The sequence below is a fragment of the Bacillus sp. PSXD-155 genome (genome assembly GCF_049310765.1).
GTDB classification, from domain to species: Bacteria; Bacillota; Bacilli; order Bacillales; family Bacillaceae_G; genus Bacillus_A; species Bacillus_A cereus.
Map to the genome: position 1 here is coordinate 98,317 of NZ_JBMOWC010000002.1, position 18,467 is coordinate 116,783.

An 18,467-nucleotide genomic window follows, 5' to 3' on the forward strand; every position below is an offset into this window, starting at 1 on the left:
GCTCCTACTTTTATATCACGTTACTTATTTACATTATATTATATATTTCAGTAACATTAAAGTGTTTTTTCTGAAAATAATAAAAACCGAGCGTTTTTGCTCGGTTTTTATTATTAATCTTCTTTCGGAAGAACAATTCCTTTATACAATTGAACTGTAATGAAGTAATAAATCGCATAAATAACTACGAAAATTACGATTGGTACCCAAATACGGAAGTACGGATCGATTAAAATAAATCCGAAAATATTCATACCAACTAATACGTGAGCGATACCCACAATTGCTGGGAATAAGAATACTAAGAATAACTCTTTATAAATCGATTTCGTTAATAACTCACGGCGCACACCGATTTTACGAAGCATTTGATAACGCGTAATATCTTTTGATGCACCAGAAAGAATTTTAAACATAAGACAGCTTGCCATCATTGCTAAGAACGCAATTCCAAGGAAGAATCCCATAAATACTGTTCCACTCGCAATGCCGTATAACATGTCGTAAGTTTGATATTTACTATTTAATCTTTCAGCTTTTACATTTTTATATTTATCTAGCTGCAACTCGTCAAGTTTTTTCCATTCTTTTGTATATGCTAAGAAATCATCTGCTTTTCCGATAAATGCTATACCTTCTTTACCATTTATCCCATCGTACATTTTTTGATCTACAATTTTAATTGCATGATCTTCGTATATATAATACGGATGAATTGTGCTAAAAGCATCAACCCATTCTTCTGGAAGTTCTTTAGCGTTCGCATCTTTTTCATTCATTTCTCTAGAAACTGCACCTACTGGTAGTTCCTGTGAAACCTTCTTTGTATTCACTAAATCCTTCATCGACTTCATATTTGTCATATCTTTTACGAAAGGACGATTTTTTTCTAAATCTTCTTTTACATAATAAACGTATTTATCATCAACTTTGTAGCGATATTCATTTTTTTCTTTAAATGTAATACCGTCTAAAATTTTCTTTTCTTCAGCTGTAGGATTATGAACAACTGAGTCATAGATTACTAAACCATCAGACAGTTTGATAGCGTTATTTTTAAACGCCATACCACCTGAAATTGCACCTGCTCCAAGAGCAACTAACATCGCTACTGTTGCAAGTACCTTTGTTAGGCTATTAATACGGAAATTTAATTGTGCAAATGTAAAAGCGTTAAGTCCTTTTTCACTACGCTTTTTATTACTCTTTAACTTTTTAATAAAGACCGGGAGAAGTGATCCAAACAGCATGTAAGTACCAACTGTCGTTGTAATTAATGCAATAATGATTCCCATTTCTCTTAGTTTTTCCATGTAAATCATTGATGCATAGCCCATTCCTAATAAAATAACCGCAAGGAATGCAACTACACCTGTCATTTTTCCTTTTACTGCAACACGTTCTGTTTGTGCGTCTGCATGTACAAGTTGCAGGACAGAAATACGTGATAATTTAATACTGTTCATAATTGCCGATAATACAAATAGTGCAAAGAAGAAGATGCACGTAACAGTCATAGATGGCAGGTAAAATGCTTTATAGCCTTCACCAGCAAATTCTAATTGTTTCATCAATAATTGACCGATACCTTCTGCAAGTCCTACACCAACTGCAATTCCAATTGCAAGAGACGCAGCGCCTAATACAATTGTCTCAATAAACATAAGTAATGTAACTTTATGCTTTTTTGCTCCTAACATCATATACATACCAAACTCTTTTTGACGAAGAGATAGTAAGAAAGAGTTCGCATACAAAATATAGAAGAACGTTATAATAGCTAGTAAAAATGAACCTGCTTGGAATACAAATCCAATTTGACCAATAGTAGAATTTTCCTTAAGGAAGGCCTCGTTTAACGCTAATGTTTGGAACATATAAAAAATTGAAATGGACATGACAAGACCAACAAGTAAGACGATATAATCTTTCAGCTTACTTTTTAGCCCTGACATGGAAAGTTTAAATAACATGCTCTAGAACCTCCTTTCTTACGCTTTTTGTGTGCCTAAGTCCGCAAGCACATCTAAAATTTCTTTATAAAACTCTTCACGTGTACCGCCGCGGTGAATTTCTTTATATAGCTCACCATCTTGAATGAATAAAATACGCTGACAGTAACTTGCACTGTATGGATCATGTGTAACCATCATAATAGATACGCCTTGATCTTTATTTAAGTTTGTCATCGCATCAAGTAAACTCGTTGCATTTTTAGAATCAAGCGCTCCTGTTGGCTCGTCTCCTAAAATAATTGCTGGTTCATGTACTAGAGCACGCGCTGCTGCTGAACGTTGTTTCTGTCCACCAGATACTTCAGATGGATACTTTTGAAGAATTTCTGTAATCCCTAACATATCCGCTACTTTTTCTACTTTCGGTCCAATATTACGTGACGCGACACCTTGAAGAGATAATGGAAGTGCGATGTTTTCATAAATAGATAAGTTCTCTAATAAGTTAAAGTCTTGGAAGATGAATCCTAATTTTTGTGAACGGAAATCAGAAAGCTCACCTTGCTTCATTTTCGTAATATCCGTACCCGCAATTTCAACAACGCCGCCCGTTGCTTTATCAAGCGTTGAAATTACATTTAATAATGTCGTTTTACCAGAACCAGATGGTCCCATAATCCCTACAAACTCACCCTCTTGAATTGAGAATGAAACACCTTTTAATGCATGTGATTGGTTCTCACCTTTTTTACCGTACACTTTTTGAACGTTTTTCACGTCTACAACTGGTTTCGTCATATATATCCTCCTACGCTTGTTTTTCCATTACCTATTTTGCGCTTTTTAGAGGCGAACTGCTATTTGTTAACATTACATTTACCTTACACTTTTGTAATATAAAAAAGATAAGTGTGTAAGGTTCGTTGATAAATGAAATTTTATTAGCGATTCGCGAAGGAATATCAACTTTCCGAAAAAGATGAAAATAAAAATGGGCTGTTCCACAAAAGGAATAGCCCATTTCTCTCTCTATTTCTTTAAAGGTGTTACCGTCCAATACGTAACAACTCGCCAAATCCATTCTAATGGACCCATTTTAAAGATTTTCATCCAAATTACGCTACATACAATTTGAATTGCATAAATTGCAATACACACATATAACGTCTCCATGTAAGTTAAGTTTTCTGCAAAGTTAAATACACTTCCTGCAATTAAAATCATTGCAGTTTGTCCAATATAATTCGTTAAAGCCATTCGGCCATAATATTTCAGTGGTGCTAACAATGTTTGAACTGGTTTTAATTGAAGTAATAAAATTAATGCTCCAACATAGAAAGCTGAGATAATTGGTCCAACTGTAACACCAATTTTTAAAAATTGGCTTGCAGCATCCATTGTTCCGTCTTCATTCATAAGTATCATATTTACAAATGGAGCAGCAGGCACTTGCCCGTATTGATACCATACAGCTACGACACTTAAAACAAACATAACACCTGTAAAAATAGCGACTTTCTTTATGTTTTTTGAAAGATTTTCAAATACACAATATTGCCCTGCAGCAAGCCCTAATAAAATTAAGCCAAGTGGCAATAGTTCTTTAACACCCATTATGCTAAAGGCAATTGTTAAAATAAGACCAATAACTAAGTTCACTTGTTTTTTCACTTTATAAAATGGTAAAACGATCAATCCGCAAATTGCATATAACGTTAGCGCTTCTCCAGGCTGAAACATGTAATGAATCAAACCGAAAATAAATAGTGCAACTACACGGCGTAGAAATAGAACATATCCATTTTTTCCTTTCGCAATTGCTCTTGTAATGAAGATATAGAATCCCACTCCAAATAAGAATGAGAAGATTGAGAAGAAACGACCTTCTACAAATAAGTATAGAAACCTTTGATAGCTAGCATCCACTGTATTAGGATCTGGAATTTTAATGTTAAGTAATGCGAGAATATTTACTAAAATAATCCCCAGTAGTGCAAAGCCACGAATGTAATCTAGCTCATCAATTCGTTTGTTTGTCATATTGTTCCCCATAAAGCAACTCCTTGTATAAAACTTAATCCTTCCTTACTCTACTGGAGAAAGCTGCTCGCAACTATCGACAAACCTTACATAAATCTTACATTATTGTCATATAGCAAAATAAAACCAGGTCATATTGCGACCTGGTCTACTCTGATTGTTTCGACTTTTGAGGTTGTCCTTTTTTACTATTACGCTGTTTTACTTGAACAATCGGATCAAGTTCATTCGAAAACTCAGCGTTATGTCCATTTTGTGTTTTTTGCTCTGGGTTATTTTGATCTGAACGTTTCGCCATTACATTCACTCCTTATTAGTGCGGTGTAATAATCATTTGATGTTGCAATTGGCGAATTGCCATACGTGCTCTATTTAATTGCTCACGTTGCTCATCATTCGCATGTTGTTGCATCGTTTGTAAATCGTTATATGCTTGTTCTAATTGCAACTGCGCATCCGAATACTCCATCGTATTATAATGCTCTTGTCTCATACCTTGGTCTAATTGTTCTTTCGCATATTCCACCGCTTGTTCCGCTTGTGTAATATACGATTCAAGTGATTGACGCTCTGCCATAATTGTCCCTCCTTGCTTCAATTCCCCTTTAGTGTGTCCCTTCCTTATGAACCTTATGAGTATGTTATAATGGATTTTGTGTTATTTTGACTCGGCTTAGGAGGGAAAGTAATGAAGGTTCAAAACCCTTTTCCATATACAAACGACAATAAACGTTATCATACATGGAATTATCATTTACGAAATGAATTTGGTGAAAAAATCTTTAAAGTTTCATTAGATGCTGGCTTCGATTGCCCGAACCGTGACGGTACAGTTGCTTATGGCGGTTGTACATTTTGCAGTGCTGCTGGATCTGGTGACTTCGCTGGCGATCGCCGCGATGATGTTATAACGCAATATCATGAAATGAAAGAAAAAATGCGCTCAAAGTGGAAAGACGGAAAATGTATCGCTTATTTCCAGGCGTACACAAATACACATGCACCACTTGAAGTGTTAAAAGAAAAATTCGAACCGCTTCTAGCAGAAAAAGACGTTGTCGGTCTTTCTATTGCGACTCGTCCAGATTGTTTACCGGACGATGTTGTTGAATATTTAGCGGACTTAAATAAACGCACTTACCTTTGGGTTGAACTCGGACTACAGACTGTTCATGAACGTACTGCAAATCTTATTAATCGCGCTCACGATTATCCGTCTTATGTGGAAGGTGTAAATAAATTACGTAAGCACGGCATTCGAGTTTGTTCTCATATTATTAACGGCCTTCCACTTGAAGATTACGACATGATGATGGAAACAGCTCGTGAAGTAGCGAAGCTTGACGTACAAGGAATTAAAATCCACTTACTTCACTTATTAAAAGGAACGCCAATGGTGAAGCAATATGAAAAAGGACAACTCGAGTTCCTTTCTCTTGAGGATTACGTAAGTCTCGTTGTTGACCAACTTGAAATTATTCCAGAAGACGTAATTGTGCACCGTATCACAGGTGACGGTCCACCTGATTTAATGATTGGCCCAATGTGGAGCTTAAATAAATGGGAAGTATTAAATTCCATCGATGCAGAATTTGTACGCCGCGGAAGCTGGCAAGGAAAATATGCAAATGAGGAGAAACAAAAATGAAATTAGAACGTGTATTACCGTTTGCTCGCACTCTCTTGCAAACAGCAGTAAAAGAAGGCGATTACGCTGTAGATGCAACACTCGGCAATGGGCATGACACTTGCTTCCTAGCTGAAATCGTTGGAGATAACGGAAAAGTATTTGGATTTGATATTCAAAAAGAGGCAATTGAAAGCTCAACAACTCGTCTAAAAGAAAAAGAACTTTTCGAACGTACTGTTTTAGTTCACGATAGTCACGATACACTTCTATCCGTATTACCAGAAGATGCAAAAGGAAAAGTAACAGGCGCAATTTTCAACTTAGGTTACCTTCCAGGCGGAGACAAGCATATCGTTACAAAACCGAACTCAACAATCTCAGCGATCGAACAATTATTAGAAGTAATGGCACCTGAAGGTATCATCGTCCTTGTTATTTACCACGGACACCCAGAAGGACAAGTAGAACGCGACGCTGTACTTACATTTGCCGAAGAACTAGACCAAAAACAAGCACACGTACTGCGATACGGCTTCATTAATCAACAAAATAACCCGCCATTTATTGTGGCGATTGAGAAGCGATAATATATCAACGATTTTTCAATTATATCTATCGTAACTCGGGATATATCAACGATTTTTTCGATATATCTATCATAACTTACAATATATCAACGATTTCTAGGATATATCGATTGTTCGACAAAACATAACAAAAAAAGACGTGCATTCACTGCACGTCTTTTTTTTATTTTCCTATATAATGGATATAAACATTCTTAAAGGAGACGAAACAATGATCGGAATACTAGCAGGAATGGGGCCAAAATCAACTGGTCCATTCGTCGATACAGTTGTAGCAAGGTGCCAAACAATATACGGAGCAAAACATGATATAGACTTTCCTCATATGATGATTTATTCGTGCCCAACACCGTTTTACATGGATCGCCCTATTGATCACGAAGCGATGAAAAAAGCGATTATTGAAGGGGCACAAAAACTTGAAAGTACTGGCGTAGACTTTATCGCTATGCCGTGCAATACAGCGCATCTTTATTTTGAAGAATTACAGCGATCTCTTTCTATTCCTATTTTGAATATAGTTGATGAGACGTTAAAAACAATTCCTGAAAATACAAAAAGAGTTGCTCTTCTCGCAACAGAAGCAACTGTTCAAGCTGGGATTTACCAAGATGGGATTGCAAAACGTAATATAGAGTATATTCATCATGAAAAATGGCAGGAAATGATTAATCAAATCATTACTTATATTAAATCTGGGGAGGTTGAAGAAGTTCGCGAATTATGGAATACGCTCGTTTTACAATTGAAAGATGAAGTTGATACCGCTATTATCGCATGTACCGATTTGAATGTAGTGGCTAGTGAGGATTTTGTTGATTCTGCTCAATGTCTTGCTGAGGCGGTTGTTGAAATGTATTTATCAAATAAGAAGAAACATTTATAAACATTGAACACCTTCCTTTTGAAATGTGTTTTATGTTTGTTGAAACCCCTAAAAACTTTTAACTTTCTTCACAATTCTTTCAAAGTAATCACACTTAATCTCGCTATATTAAATAAGTAGTTATTCATATAGGGAAGGTTAGGGGAACTGAAAGTATGAAACAAAATCGTTCGCTTCATTACATTTTTTGGCGTTGGCATTTTTATGCTGGGCTTTTTATTACGCCGCTTCTTATTACGTTGTCACTGAGCGGAATTGGGTATTTATTTCGGGAGGAAGTTGAAGATTTCATCTATAAAGATTTATATTTTGGGAAGAGTGCTCAAACAGAATCTATTTCGATGTCTGATTCTATTTCCTTAACAGAGAAAAAATATCCACATTATAGCGTGGCGAAAATTAGTGAGTTTAATGGGGATTATAATACGAGACTTACAATTGCAAATGAGTATACTGGGCAACAAAAATATGTGTATTTAGATAGTAATAATCAAATTGTTGGGGATCAAAACGCAAGTGAAACATTTGCCAATATCATGCGGGAATTACATAGTTCTCTTTTAGTTGGTGGCACTGTCGTCAACTATACTGTAGAACTTGCAGCATGCTGGACAATCTTTTTAATTGTAACCGGATTGTACATGAGTATACGCCAATTCAAAAACACACCATCATCCAATAAGCGAGAAAAAGCAAAAAGACGTCATTCTATTATCGGTATTATATTTACAATTCCTCTCTTTCTGCTAATCGCATCTGGATTGCCATGGTCAGGATTTATGGGGAACCAAATTTATAAAATTGCATCTTCTAATGAATCACTCGGATATCCAAAATTGTACATGGCACCGCCTGAATCAAAGGTAAAAGAATTGCCGTGGGCAACAAGAAAAGAAGCTCCTCCTGAATCGAATTCAAATGAACCGAAAGCAATTTCTGTCGATGAATTACAAAAAGGAATTGAAATAAAGAAGCCATATGTTATTTCACTACCAGCTGATCCGAAAGGTGTATTCACTGTTTCGAAATCGAGCGGTTCTGGTATTACAGGGATGCACGTTGCACCAAGTGAAGAGATAACAGCTTACTTTGATCAATATAGCGGGGAACTCATTTCAAAAACGGACTATCGTGATTATGGATTACTTGCACAATGGTTCACTTACGGTATTCCGCTTCATGAAGGACATTTATTCGGATGGCCAAATAAAATATTATGCTTACTAACGACATTATCTCTATTACTTCTTATTTATTACGGAGTAAAAATGTGGTTAGCAAGAAAGCCAAAAGGAAAATTAGCAGCACCTCCAAAGCAAAGAGATAAGAAAAGCGTACTCGTTTTCTTTATCATGATGATTATACTAGGCGCTGTCATGCCTTTATTCGGACTATCTGTTTTAGTTATTTTTGCGATTGAACTTCTCATATATGTATTTTCAAAAATACGATCATAATAAAAAGAAAACCACTCTACATGAGTGGTTTTCTTCATCACTGCGCCATTTTCTTTCGGTACATCTTCCCGTTCCAATAGAAGAATCGTGAAGTAAGCCCTCCGTATTTTACAATGCGCCGTGCCATTTTGTGCATATTCTTTTGTGCTGATACTTTTTGATCTGATAAATAAATACCAAGTAACCCTCGGCTTATAAGGCGATGAAACTTCGCATGAGGCAAATCACCAATGCTCTTCTCTGCTTCTTCTACAAAGTGTTTCATACGATCTAATATAGCTTGCTCGTTTTCATAATAACTACAGAAATTCAAATCTCCGCCTATGCGGTCTTCTTCTTGATCGATGAAATAATCAAGTAAGATATGAAGTCCTTGTACGTAAGGAAAGTATCCTTGTCTAATTTTCGCAATATCTTCATCATGTAATTCATCATGAAATGCATATGCTACAAGGCAGAAAATTCCAAGCGTAGAACCGGCACATGCTGAAAATTCAAACCAGCTCATCTCAGGTAAGTTTTCTTTATGTGCTTCAAACCATGTTTTCAGGCGCGGTTCTCTCTCTTCTAACTTCACGTGTTTATGAATTTGTAAATCACAATAATAACAAGCAAGTTCATGAAGAACAGGAGCGATTTTGTCATAGTGCTTCGTTTTCTTTAAAACATCTTGGCACGTTTCAACAAGTTCATCTAAATAACCACCATCATCTTGATCATCACGATAACGATAATAATTACCGCCACCTTCCACTTCAGGTGATAGTGCCATTAACATTGATTCATGTAGCGCGGCAAAATCATTCGGATCAAGTGATGTACTGCGATCACATAAATTATCTAAATAGTCACTGATTGTTTGATACGCTACGATAAAACGAATACATTCCTCTCGGTGTTCATTTGCTAGCAGCGATAAAATGCCACCACCCTCACAATGAAACGTTTTATGCTCAATACTTGCGATTGCCTGACTATGAAGCTCATCATTCGGAATATGGTAGGCACGCTCTTTCCACATCGCTAGCTCATGGTGTACAACCGGAAACACATCACGGTATACTTTCGCCATGAGCGTTATGGGATTACTCGGTACGTTCACTTCTTCCTTCATCTCCTCTATTAAATGTACAAATAATGATTTATTTGTTTGTTTTTACTATATTATTGACATGTATTTCAGTAAATGACTGAATATAATTCAAAATTTCATCACGCTCATACTCATTTAATAACTCGTGATAACAATTCGGCCATTCTTTATATGCCTTATCACCTATTTTAACATTATCAAACCACATGCGGACACGTGTTTTATCTACAAGTTTATCCTCACATGCTTGCATTAGCAAGAGCGGAACGTCTGGAAAATCGTCTATTTTTTTATGAGCAATTTCGATAGACTTAAACAATTCACTATACCAACGTACTGATACTTTGCGCAAGAACAATGAATCATTCTCCATTGCATCTCTCACTTCATGATTCCTTGTTGACATTTCCACCGTAAGATTCGTTGCAAATTGCAATTTTGGAGCCACAACATTTAATATTTTTGAAGCAAATTGAAGCGGAGCAGAGGGTCCAGTCACTACCCCTAAACAAGGCGAACTCAAAATAATACCCTCTACATCTTCTCTCTTCGTTTCTTGCATCATACGAATGACGATAAGACCACCCATACTATGACCGAATAGAAAAATAGGTAACCTATACTTTCTTGCTTCTTTCACCCATAATTTAACTTCCTCTATGTATTCATCAAATGAATCAATATGTCCTCTATTTCTTGAAGTTGTTCCATGTGATGGAAGATCCCCCATCACTACGTGGTAGCCGATATGATTCCACATTTCCGCAACGGCTTCGTAACGTCCGTGATATTCCATTGCGCCGTGCACGATAACAATGACAGCTTTTGCTTCCTCTGCTTCATAATTCCACATATGGACCTCCTCCATTTCACTCTTTCTCATAATTTGATACACTAAAACTAGTCTCTAGGAAAGGAAGACTTTACATGATATATCCTTACAAAGAAAAAAATCCGAAAATTGCGAGTAGTGCTTTTATCGCTGACTATGTTACGATTACAGGCGACGTTTCCGTTGGCGAGGAATCAAGTATTTGGTTTAATACAGTCATCCGTGGTGATGTGTCACCAACAATAATTGGAGACCGAGTAAATGTACAAGACCAATGTACACTCCACCAAAGCCCTCAATATCCTCTTATTTTAGAAGATGATGTTACAGTTGGGCATCAAGTTATTTTACATAGCTGTCATATTAAAAAAGATGCTTTAATTGGAATGGGATCCATTATATTAGATGGTGCTGAAATCGGCGAAGGAGCTTTTATCGGCGCTGGAAGCCTCGTTTCACAAGGAAAGAAAATTCCACCAAACACGTTAGCTTTCGGTCGCCCCGCGAAAGTCATTCGTGAATTAACAGAAGAAGACCGTAAAGATATGGAGCGTATTCGTACGCAGTATGTTGAAAAAGGTCAATATTATAAATCACTACAAAAATGATTTTACTGCTGCCATAATACTGGCAGCTTTTTTTATATAAAAACTAACTTTTTCTTTACAAAACATTATTACTCCCTCAACAAAATCTTATTAAAATAAAAGCTAATATCTCCATATATATGTAAACGAGGGAGGAGAATTTTCATGAAGGTCAGTGGATTATATAAAATAGAATGTTACATTTTTAAAGGAATTAATCGCTACTTTGATCAAAAAACGTTAAATATCTTTTTCAGCAATATTACCCATATCGGTGGTGCTACTTTCTCCATTGCACTTACACTTTTCTTTTTAATTTTTGCAAAAGGGACTTTACACCAAGCAGCAATCGCTACTGCTATTTCTTTAGCAATTAGCCATATTCCTGTACAAATATTAAAAAGGTGGTATCCACGAAAACGTCCTTATTTAACAATTCAGGATGCGAAATATCCAGTCCATCCATTAAAAGACCACTCTTTCCCGTCTGGTCATACAACAGCCGTTTTCTCTGTCTTCATTCCATTTATTTGCTATAATCCAAGCTTACTTGCTTTCCTATTACCGTTAGCATTATGCGTCGGTATTTCACGTATTTATTTAGGACTTCACTATCCGTCAGATGTATTCGTCGGCATGTGCCTTGGCACTTGCTCTGGCATCATCTCTTTTTATCAATTCATCCCACTTTTCACATAAAGGAGTGATATGATGAGAGTCGCCATTTTTACCGATACTTTTACGCCACAAGTTAACGGGGTTGCGAAAACGTTAGAACGATTAACAAGTTACTTTCAGAAAGAACAGATCGCCTATTCTGTTTTCGCTCCTCAGCATACAGCTGAAGATAATTTCGTAGCTAATGTGAACAAGATGAGAAGTATCCCGTTAACAATATTATATCCAGAATGTCGCTTTTCTTTTCCTACTCCGCGTATTAAACGGGAACTTCATTCCTTTAAACCTGACATTATTCACATTGCCACACCTTTCAACATGGGACTTTGTGGACTGTATTACGCCAAAAAGTTAAACATCCCAGTTGTCGGTTCTTATCATACTGATTTCGATGCGTATTTACGCTATTACAAAATTGAATTTCTCTCCAATATGCTTTGGAACTATTTAAAATGGTTTCATAGTCATATGCAAAAAAATTTTGTTCCCTCCCCTGAAACATTACATCAATTAAAAAATAAAGGCTTTCAGGCCCTCTCCATTTGGGGACGTGGTGTAGATTGCACACTCTTTCATCCAGCTTACAATACAGACCTATTCCGAAAAAAATATAATATTACAGCGAAGTACGTTCTTTCCTATGTAGGACGAATTGCTCCTGAAAAAGATATTGATACGTTGCAAAACCTTATCGTTAAAACATCGCATACTCGAAACGACATTCATTGGCTCATCGCAGGAGACGGACCTCTAGCAACAAATTTGCGTGAAGCTGTTCCGCAAACAAATGTCACTTTTACTGGCTATTTACAAAGTGCAGATTTAGCCGCTGCATATGCTTGTTCTAACATAATGGTATTTCCATCAGCTACTGAAACATTCGGAAATGTCGTACTTGAATCACTCGCATGCGGTACACCTGTTATTGGTGCAAATAGTGGCGGGGTTAAAAATATTATTACAGATGGAAAAACGGGAGTTCTTTGTCCGCCTAAAAATGAAGATGCATTTCTATCATCCATTTATTTTTTATTACAAAATGAAGAAAAACTTGAGCAGATGGGAATAGCAGCTTCATCTTTTGCGAAATCAAAGAACTGGGATGAGATTTTTCGTGGCTTGCTTAACCAATATGAAGAAGTCCTTCAGCATAACGCATCAGAGTTGCTTGCTTAAATAGAAAAACTCCCTTCAAAAAACGAAGGGAGTTTATTACACACTTGTAAATTTTAGTTGAATGAATGATACATAAGGTGAAATATCATTTATTTCCATATTTATTATAGCAAAAATAAACATAACTAAACAGACTTGTGATAAAAACCCATAAAAATTAATATATGGTTATACAGTGTTTTTGCTGTATAATGATTTTAAGAATTCCCCTTAAAATCAACTTACTCACATACCTTTATACAGCAATTGTTCCCCAATTCCGTATATCAAAAAACCTTTCATTCATTTGAAAGGTCTTTTTGAGCCTGCACATATTCTTCTTTCGTATTTACATTTATAAACCAATCAGCATTCGCTTGTACATCTTCTCCAGAAACATACTTCACATTACATTGTGATAAAAGCTGCCCCATACTTCTTTTTTCTTCCTGAAGTAAAGCATAAATCTTTTCTTTCACGCGGTTATGATACGCCGCAAGCAGCGGTTGTTTTCTTCCATTAATAATAGGTACAACCGCATCATATTCATTGCTCGTTTGCTCCAGTAAAATGGTAAACCATTCATGCGAAACATTTGGCGCATCGCAAGGCATAATAGCGTACCAATCTGCTTCTATGTATTCCATTCCTGATACAATGCCGGCAAGCGGCCCATTTCCTTTATAGTGCGGAATATCTTCTATAACAGGAACTTGTACGAATTGCTCTACTCGCTCTTTTATATCAGAATGACTAATGACTACAACTTCTTGGAGCGCACTTGTCATCTCTTTCAAAATATGCTCAATAAAAGTACTACCTTGCCAGCTCGCTAACGCTTTCGGCTCACCAAATCTACTCGACATACCGCCCGCTAATACAATTCCAGCCCACCTACTCATTGGCGATGTAGCTCAAATGTAATATGGCCTAATTCCGGTAAAATTAATTTATTCATCGCAAGGCGAACCGCCCCGCTCGATCCTGGCATCGAGAAAACTACTTTGCGCCCAATTGTACCCCCAATCGCTCTACTTAACATTGCACTGCTTCCGATATCTTCTAAATAACTAATCATGCGGAACAGCTCACCAAACCCGACAATCTCTTTATCTAATAGAGCTGACACTGCTTCAATTGTTACATCACGCTTCGTAATACCAGTACCGCCATTTGTTAATACAACATCTACATCTTCCTTATGATAACCAGCTAACACTGCTTGCTGAATACTTTCTTTATCATCTTTTACAATTTCATAAGAGGTTACTGTATGGCCCGCTTCTTTTAACAATTCATGTAATAGTTGTCCGCTCTTATCCGTTTCTTCCGTACGTGTATCGGAAATCGTAACAATCTTGCAACGCACTTCTTTTGGAGCTTGTTTTTTATGTTCAGTTACACTCATTTTTTATCTTTCCTTTCTTAAAGACTTTTCTTCATTTTATCATACATATCTTTACACAATTATGTATGAAGCCAATAATGCGCCATGATACAATATAAGTATACTAACCCACAAAAAGGAAATTGCACTTTCTTATACTCCTAGACTACACATCTTTAGTTACTCTTTATATTTTCTACATAATAGAATTCAATTTTAAAACTTGTACTAAAAAATAAATTGGAGGTCTACATAGTATGGAACTTTATAAAAAATTAACAACAACATTCATCCTCTTATTCATCGCTTCAATCACTGTCGGCTTTTCCTTAAAAGGTGCAATTCCATACGCTACATTAGTAAGCATTATATTCGCGACACTATTTTTACTAAGCAGTGCCTTTTGCGCAGGTAAAGCACGTCAAATGAAAGGTTGATTGCATATCTTCCAGAAGAAACCCACCCTTTGTAAATCATGTAAAAAGGAAATACAAACGTATGAAAAGGCATGACTAATACGAAAAAGTATATTGAGCTAGAAGGCGAAGTATATTGCAAATCATGCATTCAAATTGTAAGTAAAACGAAATAAAAAAAGCTTTGCGCTCACCGCGCAAAGCTTTTTTTCATATATTATAGACCAGCTTGCTCTTTTAAAGCTGCAGCTTTGTCTGTACGTTCCCATGAAAGATCTACATCAGTACGTCCGAAGTGGCCGTAAGCTGCTGTTTGTTTGTAAATTGGGCGACGTAAGTCTAGCATTTTAATAATACCAGCTGGGCGAAGATCGAAGTTGTTACGAACTAGTTCTACTAGTACGTCTTCAGATACTTTACCTGTGCCGAATGTATCAACTGAAATTGATACTGGTTGTGCTACACCGATTGCGTATGCAAGTTGTACTTCTGCTTTGTCAGCAAGACCAGCTGCTACGATGTTTTTCGCAACATAACGAGCTGCATATGCTGCAGAACGGTCAACTTTTGTTGCATCTTTACCAGAGAATGCACCGCCGCCATGGCGAGCGTATCCACCGTAAGTATCAACGATGATTTTACGTCCTGTTAAACCAGCATCACCTTGTGGTCCACCAATTACAAAGCGGCCAGTTGGATTAATGAAGAATTTTGTTTCTCCATCCATTAATTCTGCTGGTACTACAGCTTTAATTACGTGCTCTTTTAAGTCGCGATCGATTTCTTCCCATGTAACATCTGGGTGATGTTGTGTAGAAATTACGATAGTATCAACACGTACTGGTTTACCATTTTCATCATACTCAACTGTAACTTGCGTTTTTCCATCTGGACGTAAGTATGATAATGTATCATCTTTACGTACTTCAGTTAAACGGCGAGCTAATTTGTGAGCAAGCGAGATTGGAAGTGGCATTAACTCTTGTGTTTCATTACATGCGAAACCAAACATTAAACCTTGGTCTCCTGCACCAATTGCCTCAATCTCAGCGTCAGTCATTTGACCTTCGCGTGCTTCTAGCGCTTGGTCAACACCCATAGCGATGTCAGCAGACTGCTCATCGATAGATGTTAAAACAGCACAAGTTTCTGCATCGAATCCGTATTTTGCGCGTGTGTAACCAATGCCTTGAATTGTTTCACGAACGATTTTTGGAATATCTACGTAAGTAGAAGTCGTAATTTCCCCCGCTACCAATACTAAACCAGTTGTTACAGTTGTTTCACAAGCTACACGTGCATTTGCGTCTTTTGATAAGATCGCATCTAAAATTGAATCAGAAATTTGGTCACAAATTTTATCTGGATGTCCTTCAGTTACAGACTCAGATGTGAACAGATGACGTTTTTTTGTCATGTGGTAAACCTCCCTACAGTAATTGTATATATTGTACGGAACTCATCCTTAATTTGCCACAAACTGCGACATACATTTATTCTCCCACACAAGCATACAGAAAAACCTTTCCTACTTTACATAGAGGAAAGGTTTAATTTGCTACTTGCATACTGCTTTTTGCCCTTCGCTCTTATCGTTCGAGACCTGTAGCCTCGCACAGGTTTTAGCACCTATTCACCTGCATTTATCAATACAAGTGAGGTTGCTGGGCTTCATCGGGCCTGTCCCTCCGCCAGCTCGGGATAAGAGAGTATCCGTCCCAACCTATACTAAAGAAATGATATTCATTTGTCAATTAATATTCACATTTTCCTGAAAGTTTTTCTCAATACGCCTGAAATGAAATATTAATAGGGAAATAATGCATTCACACAAACAAAAAGAAATAAATAGTATACATTATTTATATAATTGTGTTATACTCTTGTTGGGGATTACGAGAAATATTTCATTAAATGAAAAGGATGGTATATAAATATGAGTACTGTGAATGTCCAAATTGGTTTACACGAATTATTGAACGGAAGCAATGCACAGATTCAACTAAGTGTTCCGCAATTAGTGGAAAAAGTATTAATGCGAAATGAAGGGAAATTAACTTCGACTGGTGCCGTTTCTGCTTCAACTGGAAAATATACAGGACGTTCTCCTAAAGATAAATTTATTGTGAAAGAAGCATCGGTTGCTGACAAAATTGCTTGGGGAGCTGTGAACCAACCGATTTCTGAAGAACATTTTAATAAATTATATACTAAAGTTTTAGAATACTTAAAAGAAAAAGAAGAGTTATTCGTCTTCAAAGGATTTGCAGGCGCTGACCGCAATTACCGCCTACCAATTCAAGTTATTAACGAATATGCATGGCACAATTTATTTGTACATCAATTATTCATTCGTCCAACTGAAGAAGAATTAACAACTCATGAATCAGAGTTCACAATTGTTTCTGCACCGAATTTCAAAGCTGATCCAGCTGTTGACGGTACAAACTCTGAAGCATTCATTATGGTTTCATTCGAAAAACGTATCGTACTAATTGGTGGTACAGAATACGCTGGAGAAATGAAAAAATCAATCTTCTCTATTATGAACTTCTTATTACCTGAACAAGATATCCTTTCTATGCATTGCTCTGCAAACGTAGGTGAAGAAGGCGACGTAGCACTATTCTTCGGTTTATCTGGAACAGGTAAAACAACATTATCTGCTGATCCAAACCGTAAATTAATCGGTGATGATGAGCACGGTTGGTCTGATAACGGTGTATTCAATATTGAAGGTGGTTGCTATGCAAAATGTGTAAATCTTTCTCACGAGAAAGAACCACAAATTTTCGATGCAATCAAATTTGGATCTGTTTTAGAAAACGTTATCATTAATGACCAAACGCGTATCGCAGACTACAACGATACTACTTTAACAGAAAATACTCGTGCTGCATACCCTATGCATGCGATCGACAATATCGTACTGCCAAGTGTTGCTGGACACCCAAATACAATTATTTTCTTAACTGCTGATGCATCTGGCGTATTGCCTCCAATCAGTAAGTTATCAAAAGAGCAAGCTATGTATCATTTCTTAAGTGGTTACACTAGTAAACTAGCAGGAACAGAGCGCGGCGTTACATCTCCGCAAGCTACATTCTCAACTTGCTTCGGTTCACCATTCTTACCACTTGATGCATCTCGCTACGCTGAAATGCTTGGTGAAAAAATCGAGAAACACGATGCGAAAGTATTCCTAGTAAACACTGGCTGGACTGGCGGCGAATACGGCGTTGGTAAACGTATGAACTTAGGTTATACTCGTGCAATGATTCAAGCAGCATTAAACGGCGAACTTGCAAAAACTGAAACAGCTAAACATGATATCTTCGGTCTTGAAGTTCCACTTCACGTACCAGGTGTACCTGACGAAGTGTTAATGCCTGAACAAACTTGGGCTGATAAAGCTGCTTACAAAGCAAAAGCAATCGAGCTTGCAAATGAATTCAAAGAGAACTTCAAAAAGTTCGAAAGCGTTTCTGAAGATATTATTAACTTAGGCGGTCCAATCGCTTAAATTAAAACTTTCTGTTGGAATAACCCTTTACTCATATGAATAAGTGTCTTGTAACCGTAAAGTTTCGCGTACTCACCGACAAAACCCAATGCGGCTTAACGGTTACACACACTTACATAAAAAAGAAGCTTACGTGAAAACGTAAGCTTCTTTCTATATCTTATATAAAGTGAAATGCTAATCTCTTCATCTGTGACCTAGATTATAAAATTACAGCTTCGAATATATACATTATATCCCT

General features: G+C 36.8%; 19 protein-coding genes and 1 riboswitch. Of the genes, 9 read left to right on the forward strand and 10 right to left on the reverse strand.

Annotated elements, in window-relative coordinates:
• Window positions 1-113: 113 nt before the first annotated feature.
• The 5 genes from ACO6VI_RS01960 to ACO6VI_RS01980 form a co-directional block, all read right to left on the reverse strand.
• A complete protein-coding gene (locus ACO6VI_RS01960) occupies window positions 114-1,973 on the reverse strand; it encodes an FtsX-like permease family protein (protein WP_422422969.1) in 1,860 nt (619 codons plus the stop codon).
• 18 nt (window positions 1,974-1,991) lie between these two features.
• Window positions 1,992-2,753, reverse strand: coding sequence for an ABC transporter ATP-binding protein (locus ACO6VI_RS01965; protein ID WP_000165837.1), 762 nt, complete (start codon window positions 2,751-2,753; stop codon window positions 1,992-1,994).
• A 231-nt stretch (window positions 2,754-2,984) separates the two neighbouring features.
• On the reverse strand, window positions 2,985-4,007 hold the full coding sequence (locus tag ACO6VI_RS01970; protein ID WP_422422970.1) for a DUF418 domain-containing protein: 1,023 nt from the start codon (window positions 4,005-4,007) through the stop codon (window positions 2,985-2,987).
• Window positions 4,008-4,143: 136 nt separating this feature from the next.
• Window positions 4,144-4,293: a hypothetical protein gene (locus ACO6VI_RS01975; protein WP_001129340.1), complete on the reverse strand. Its 150-nt coding sequence runs from the start codon at window positions 4,291-4,293 to the stop codon at window positions 4,144-4,146.
• Between the two features lie 15 nt (window positions 4,294-4,308).
• Window positions 4,309-4,572 (reverse strand): YtzC family protein, encoded by a 264-nt coding sequence (locus ACO6VI_RS01980; RefSeq protein WP_000840869.1) that lies wholly within the window; start codon window positions 4,570-4,572, stop codon window positions 4,309-4,311.
• Window positions 4,573-4,683: 111 nt separating this feature from the next.
• On the opposite strand from ACO6VI_RS01980, the gene ACO6VI_RS01985 reads away from it, so the two are divergent.
• From ACO6VI_RS01985 to ACO6VI_RS02000, 4 genes are all read left to right on the forward strand, one after another.
• Window positions 4,684-5,643, forward strand: coding sequence for a TIGR01212 family radical SAM protein (locus ACO6VI_RS01985; protein WP_000868033.1), 960 nt, complete (start codon window positions 4,684-4,686; stop codon window positions 5,641-5,643).
• Complete coding sequence (locus ACO6VI_RS01990; RefSeq protein WP_000764492.1) at window positions 5,640-6,212, forward strand: class I SAM-dependent methyltransferase; 573 nt, start codon at window positions 5,640-5,642, stop codon at window positions 6,210-6,212. Before ACO6VI_RS01985 ends, ACO6VI_RS01990 begins: the two co-directional genes overlap by 4 nt.
• 211 nt (window positions 6,213-6,423) lie before the next feature.
• A complete protein-coding gene (locus tag ACO6VI_RS01995; protein ID WP_422422971.1) occupies window positions 6,424-7,098 on the forward strand; it encodes an aspartate/glutamate racemase family protein in 675 nt (224 codons plus the stop codon).
• A 155-nt stretch (window positions 7,099-7,253) separates the two neighbouring features.
• Entirely contained in the window at window positions 7,254-8,555 is a 1,302-nt protein-coding gene (locus ACO6VI_RS02000; RefSeq protein WP_422422972.1) for a PepSY-associated TM helix domain-containing protein, read from the forward strand.
• A 37-nt stretch (window positions 8,556-8,592) separates the two neighbouring features.
• Here ACO6VI_RS02000 and ACO6VI_RS02005 read toward each other — a convergent pair whose 3' ends face one another.
• Together ACO6VI_RS02005 and ACO6VI_RS02010 are read right to left on the reverse strand one after the other, a co-directional pair.
• Window positions 8,593-9,657 (reverse strand): tetraprenyl-beta-curcumene synthase family protein, encoded by a 1,065-nt coding sequence (locus ACO6VI_RS02005; RefSeq protein WP_001102475.1) that lies wholly within the window; start codon window positions 9,655-9,657, stop codon window positions 8,593-8,595.
• Between the two features lie 40 nt (window positions 9,658-9,697).
• Entirely contained in the window at window positions 9,698-10,501 is an 804-nt protein-coding gene (locus ACO6VI_RS02010) for an alpha/beta hydrolase (RefSeq protein ID WP_422422973.1), read from the reverse strand.
• 74 nt (window positions 10,502-10,575) lie between these two features.
• Between ACO6VI_RS02010 and ACO6VI_RS02015 the strand changes: the two genes are divergently transcribed.
• The 3 genes from ACO6VI_RS02015 (at window position 10,576) to ACO6VI_RS02025 (ending at window position 12,921) form a co-directional block, all read left to right on the forward strand.
• The gene (locus ACO6VI_RS02015) at window positions 10,576-11,088 is read left to right on the forward strand and encodes a gamma carbonic anhydrase family protein (RefSeq protein WP_000640208.1); all 513 of its coding nucleotides are present in this window, start codon (window positions 10,576-10,578) and stop codon (window positions 11,086-11,088) included.
• Window positions 11,089-11,232: 144 nt separating this feature from the next.
• Window positions 11,233-11,766 carry a phosphatase PAP2 family protein gene (locus ACO6VI_RS02020; RefSeq protein WP_000868582.1) on the forward strand — a complete coding sequence of 178 codons (534 nt, stop codon included), beginning with the start codon at window positions 11,233-11,235 and terminating at the stop codon, window positions 11,764-11,766.
• A 12-nt stretch (window positions 11,767-11,778) separates the two neighbouring features.
• Complete coding sequence (locus ACO6VI_RS02025) at window positions 11,779-12,921, forward strand: glycosyltransferase family 4 protein (protein WP_098840231.1); 1,143 nt, start codon at window positions 11,779-11,781, stop codon at window positions 12,919-12,921.
• A 278-nt stretch (window positions 12,922-13,199) separates the two neighbouring features.
• Here the strand turns inward: ACO6VI_RS02025 and ACO6VI_RS02030 are convergent, their stop codons facing one another.
• Entirely contained in the window at window positions 13,200-13,802 is a 603-nt protein-coding gene (locus ACO6VI_RS02030; protein WP_098840230.1) for a molybdenum cofactor guanylyltransferase, read from the reverse strand.
• On the reverse strand, window positions 13,799-14,308 hold the full coding sequence (locus tag ACO6VI_RS02035) for a MogA/MoaB family molybdenum cofactor biosynthesis protein (RefSeq protein WP_000117130.1): 510 nt from the start codon (window positions 14,306-14,308) through the stop codon (window positions 13,799-13,801). Before ACO6VI_RS02035 ends, ACO6VI_RS02030 begins: the two co-directional genes overlap by 4 nt.
• A gap of 236 nt (window positions 14,309-14,544) precedes the next feature.
• Here ACO6VI_RS02035 and ACO6VI_RS02040 point away from each other — a divergent pair, with 236 nt between their 5' ends.
• Window positions 14,545-14,724: a hypothetical protein gene (locus tag ACO6VI_RS02040; RefSeq protein ID WP_000424797.1), complete on the forward strand. Its 180-nt coding sequence runs from the start codon at window positions 14,545-14,547 to the stop codon at window positions 14,722-14,724.
• 196 nt (window positions 14,725-14,920) lie between these two features.
• Here ACO6VI_RS02040 and metK read toward each other — a convergent pair whose 3' ends face one another.
• Window positions 14,921-16,120: a methionine adenosyltransferase gene (gene metK, locus ACO6VI_RS02045; protein WP_000163117.1), complete on the reverse strand. Its 1,200-nt coding sequence runs from the start codon at window positions 16,118-16,120 to the stop codon at window positions 14,921-14,923.
• A gap of 169 nt (window positions 16,121-16,289) precedes the next feature.
• A riboswitch (SAM riboswitch) is annotated at window positions 16,290-16,411 on the reverse strand.
• A 228-nt stretch (window positions 16,412-16,639) separates the two neighbouring features.
• On the opposite strand from metK, the gene pckA reads away from it, so the two are divergent.
• Window positions 16,640-18,226 (forward strand): phosphoenolpyruvate carboxykinase (ATP), encoded by a 1,587-nt coding sequence (gene pckA, locus ACO6VI_RS02050; protein ID WP_000108799.1) that lies wholly within the window; start codon window positions 16,640-16,642, stop codon window positions 18,224-18,226.
• Window positions 18,227-18,467 lie beyond the last annotated feature (241 nt).

What these genes read in the sequence shown, in the direction of transcription:
- ACO6VI_RS01960 (WP_422422969.1), bottom strand. Translation starts at nt 1,973, where the DNA reads ATGTTATTTAAACTTTCCATGTCAGGGCTAAAAAGTAAGCTGAAAGAT.
- ACO6VI_RS01965 (WP_000165837.1), bottom strand. Translation starts at nt 2,753, where the DNA reads ATGACGAAACCAGTTGTAGACGTGAAAAACGTTCAAAAAGTGTACGGT.
- ACO6VI_RS01970 (WP_422422970.1), bottom strand. Translation starts at nt 4,007, where the DNA reads ATGGGGAACAATATGACAAACAAACGAATTGATGAGCTAGATTACATT.
- ACO6VI_RS01975 (WP_001129340.1), bottom strand. Translation starts at nt 4,293, where the DNA reads ATGGCGAAACGTTCAGATCAAAATAACCCAGAGCAAAAAACACAAAAT.
- ACO6VI_RS01980 (WP_000840869.1), bottom strand. Translation starts at nt 4,572, where the DNA reads ATGGCAGAGCGTCAATCACTTGAATCGTATATTACACAAGCGGAACAA.
- ACO6VI_RS01985 (WP_000868033.1), top strand. Translation starts at nt 4,684, where the DNA reads ATGAAGGTTCAAAACCCTTTTCCATATACAAACGACAATAAACGTTAT.
- ACO6VI_RS01990 (WP_000764492.1), top strand. Translation starts at nt 5,640, where the DNA reads ATGAAATTAGAACGTGTATTACCGTTTGCTCGCACTCTCTTGCAAACA.
- ACO6VI_RS01995 (WP_422422971.1), top strand. Translation starts at nt 6,424, where the DNA reads ATGATCGGAATACTAGCAGGAATGGGGCCAAAATCAACTGGTCCATTC.
- ACO6VI_RS02000 (WP_422422972.1), top strand. Translation starts at nt 7,254, where the DNA reads ATGAAACAAAATCGTTCGCTTCATTACATTTTTTGGCGTTGGCATTTT.
- ACO6VI_RS02010 (WP_422422973.1), bottom strand. Translation starts at nt 10,501, where the DNA reads ATGTGGAATTATGAAGCAGAGGAAGCAAAAGCTGTCATTGTTATCGTG.
- ACO6VI_RS02015 (WP_000640208.1), top strand. Translation starts at nt 10,576, where the DNA reads ATGATATATCCTTACAAAGAAAAAAATCCGAAAATTGCGAGTAGTGCT.
- ACO6VI_RS02020 (WP_000868582.1), top strand. Translation starts at nt 11,233, where the DNA reads ATGAAGGTCAGTGGATTATATAAAATAGAATGTTACATTTTTAAAGGA.
- ACO6VI_RS02025 (WP_098840231.1), top strand. Translation starts at nt 11,779, where the DNA reads ATGAGAGTCGCCATTTTTACCGATACTTTTACGCCACAAGTTAACGGG.
- ACO6VI_RS02030 (WP_098840230.1), bottom strand. Translation starts at nt 13,802, where the DNA reads ATGAGTAGGTGGGCTGGAATTGTATTAGCGGGCGGTATGTCGAGTAGA.
- ACO6VI_RS02035 (WP_000117130.1), bottom strand. Translation starts at nt 14,308, where the DNA reads ATGAGTGTAACTGAACATAAAAAACAAGCTCCAAAAGAAGTGCGTTGC.
- ACO6VI_RS02040 (WP_000424797.1), top strand. Translation starts at nt 14,545, where the DNA reads ATGGAACTTTATAAAAAATTAACAACAACATTCATCCTCTTATTCATC.
- metK (WP_000163117.1), bottom strand. Translation starts at nt 16,120, where the DNA reads ATGACAAAAAAACGTCATCTGTTCACATCTGAGTCTGTAACTGAAGGA.
- pckA (WP_000108799.1), top strand. Translation starts at nt 16,640, where the DNA reads ATGAGTACTGTGAATGTCCAAATTGGTTTACACGAATTATTGAACGGA.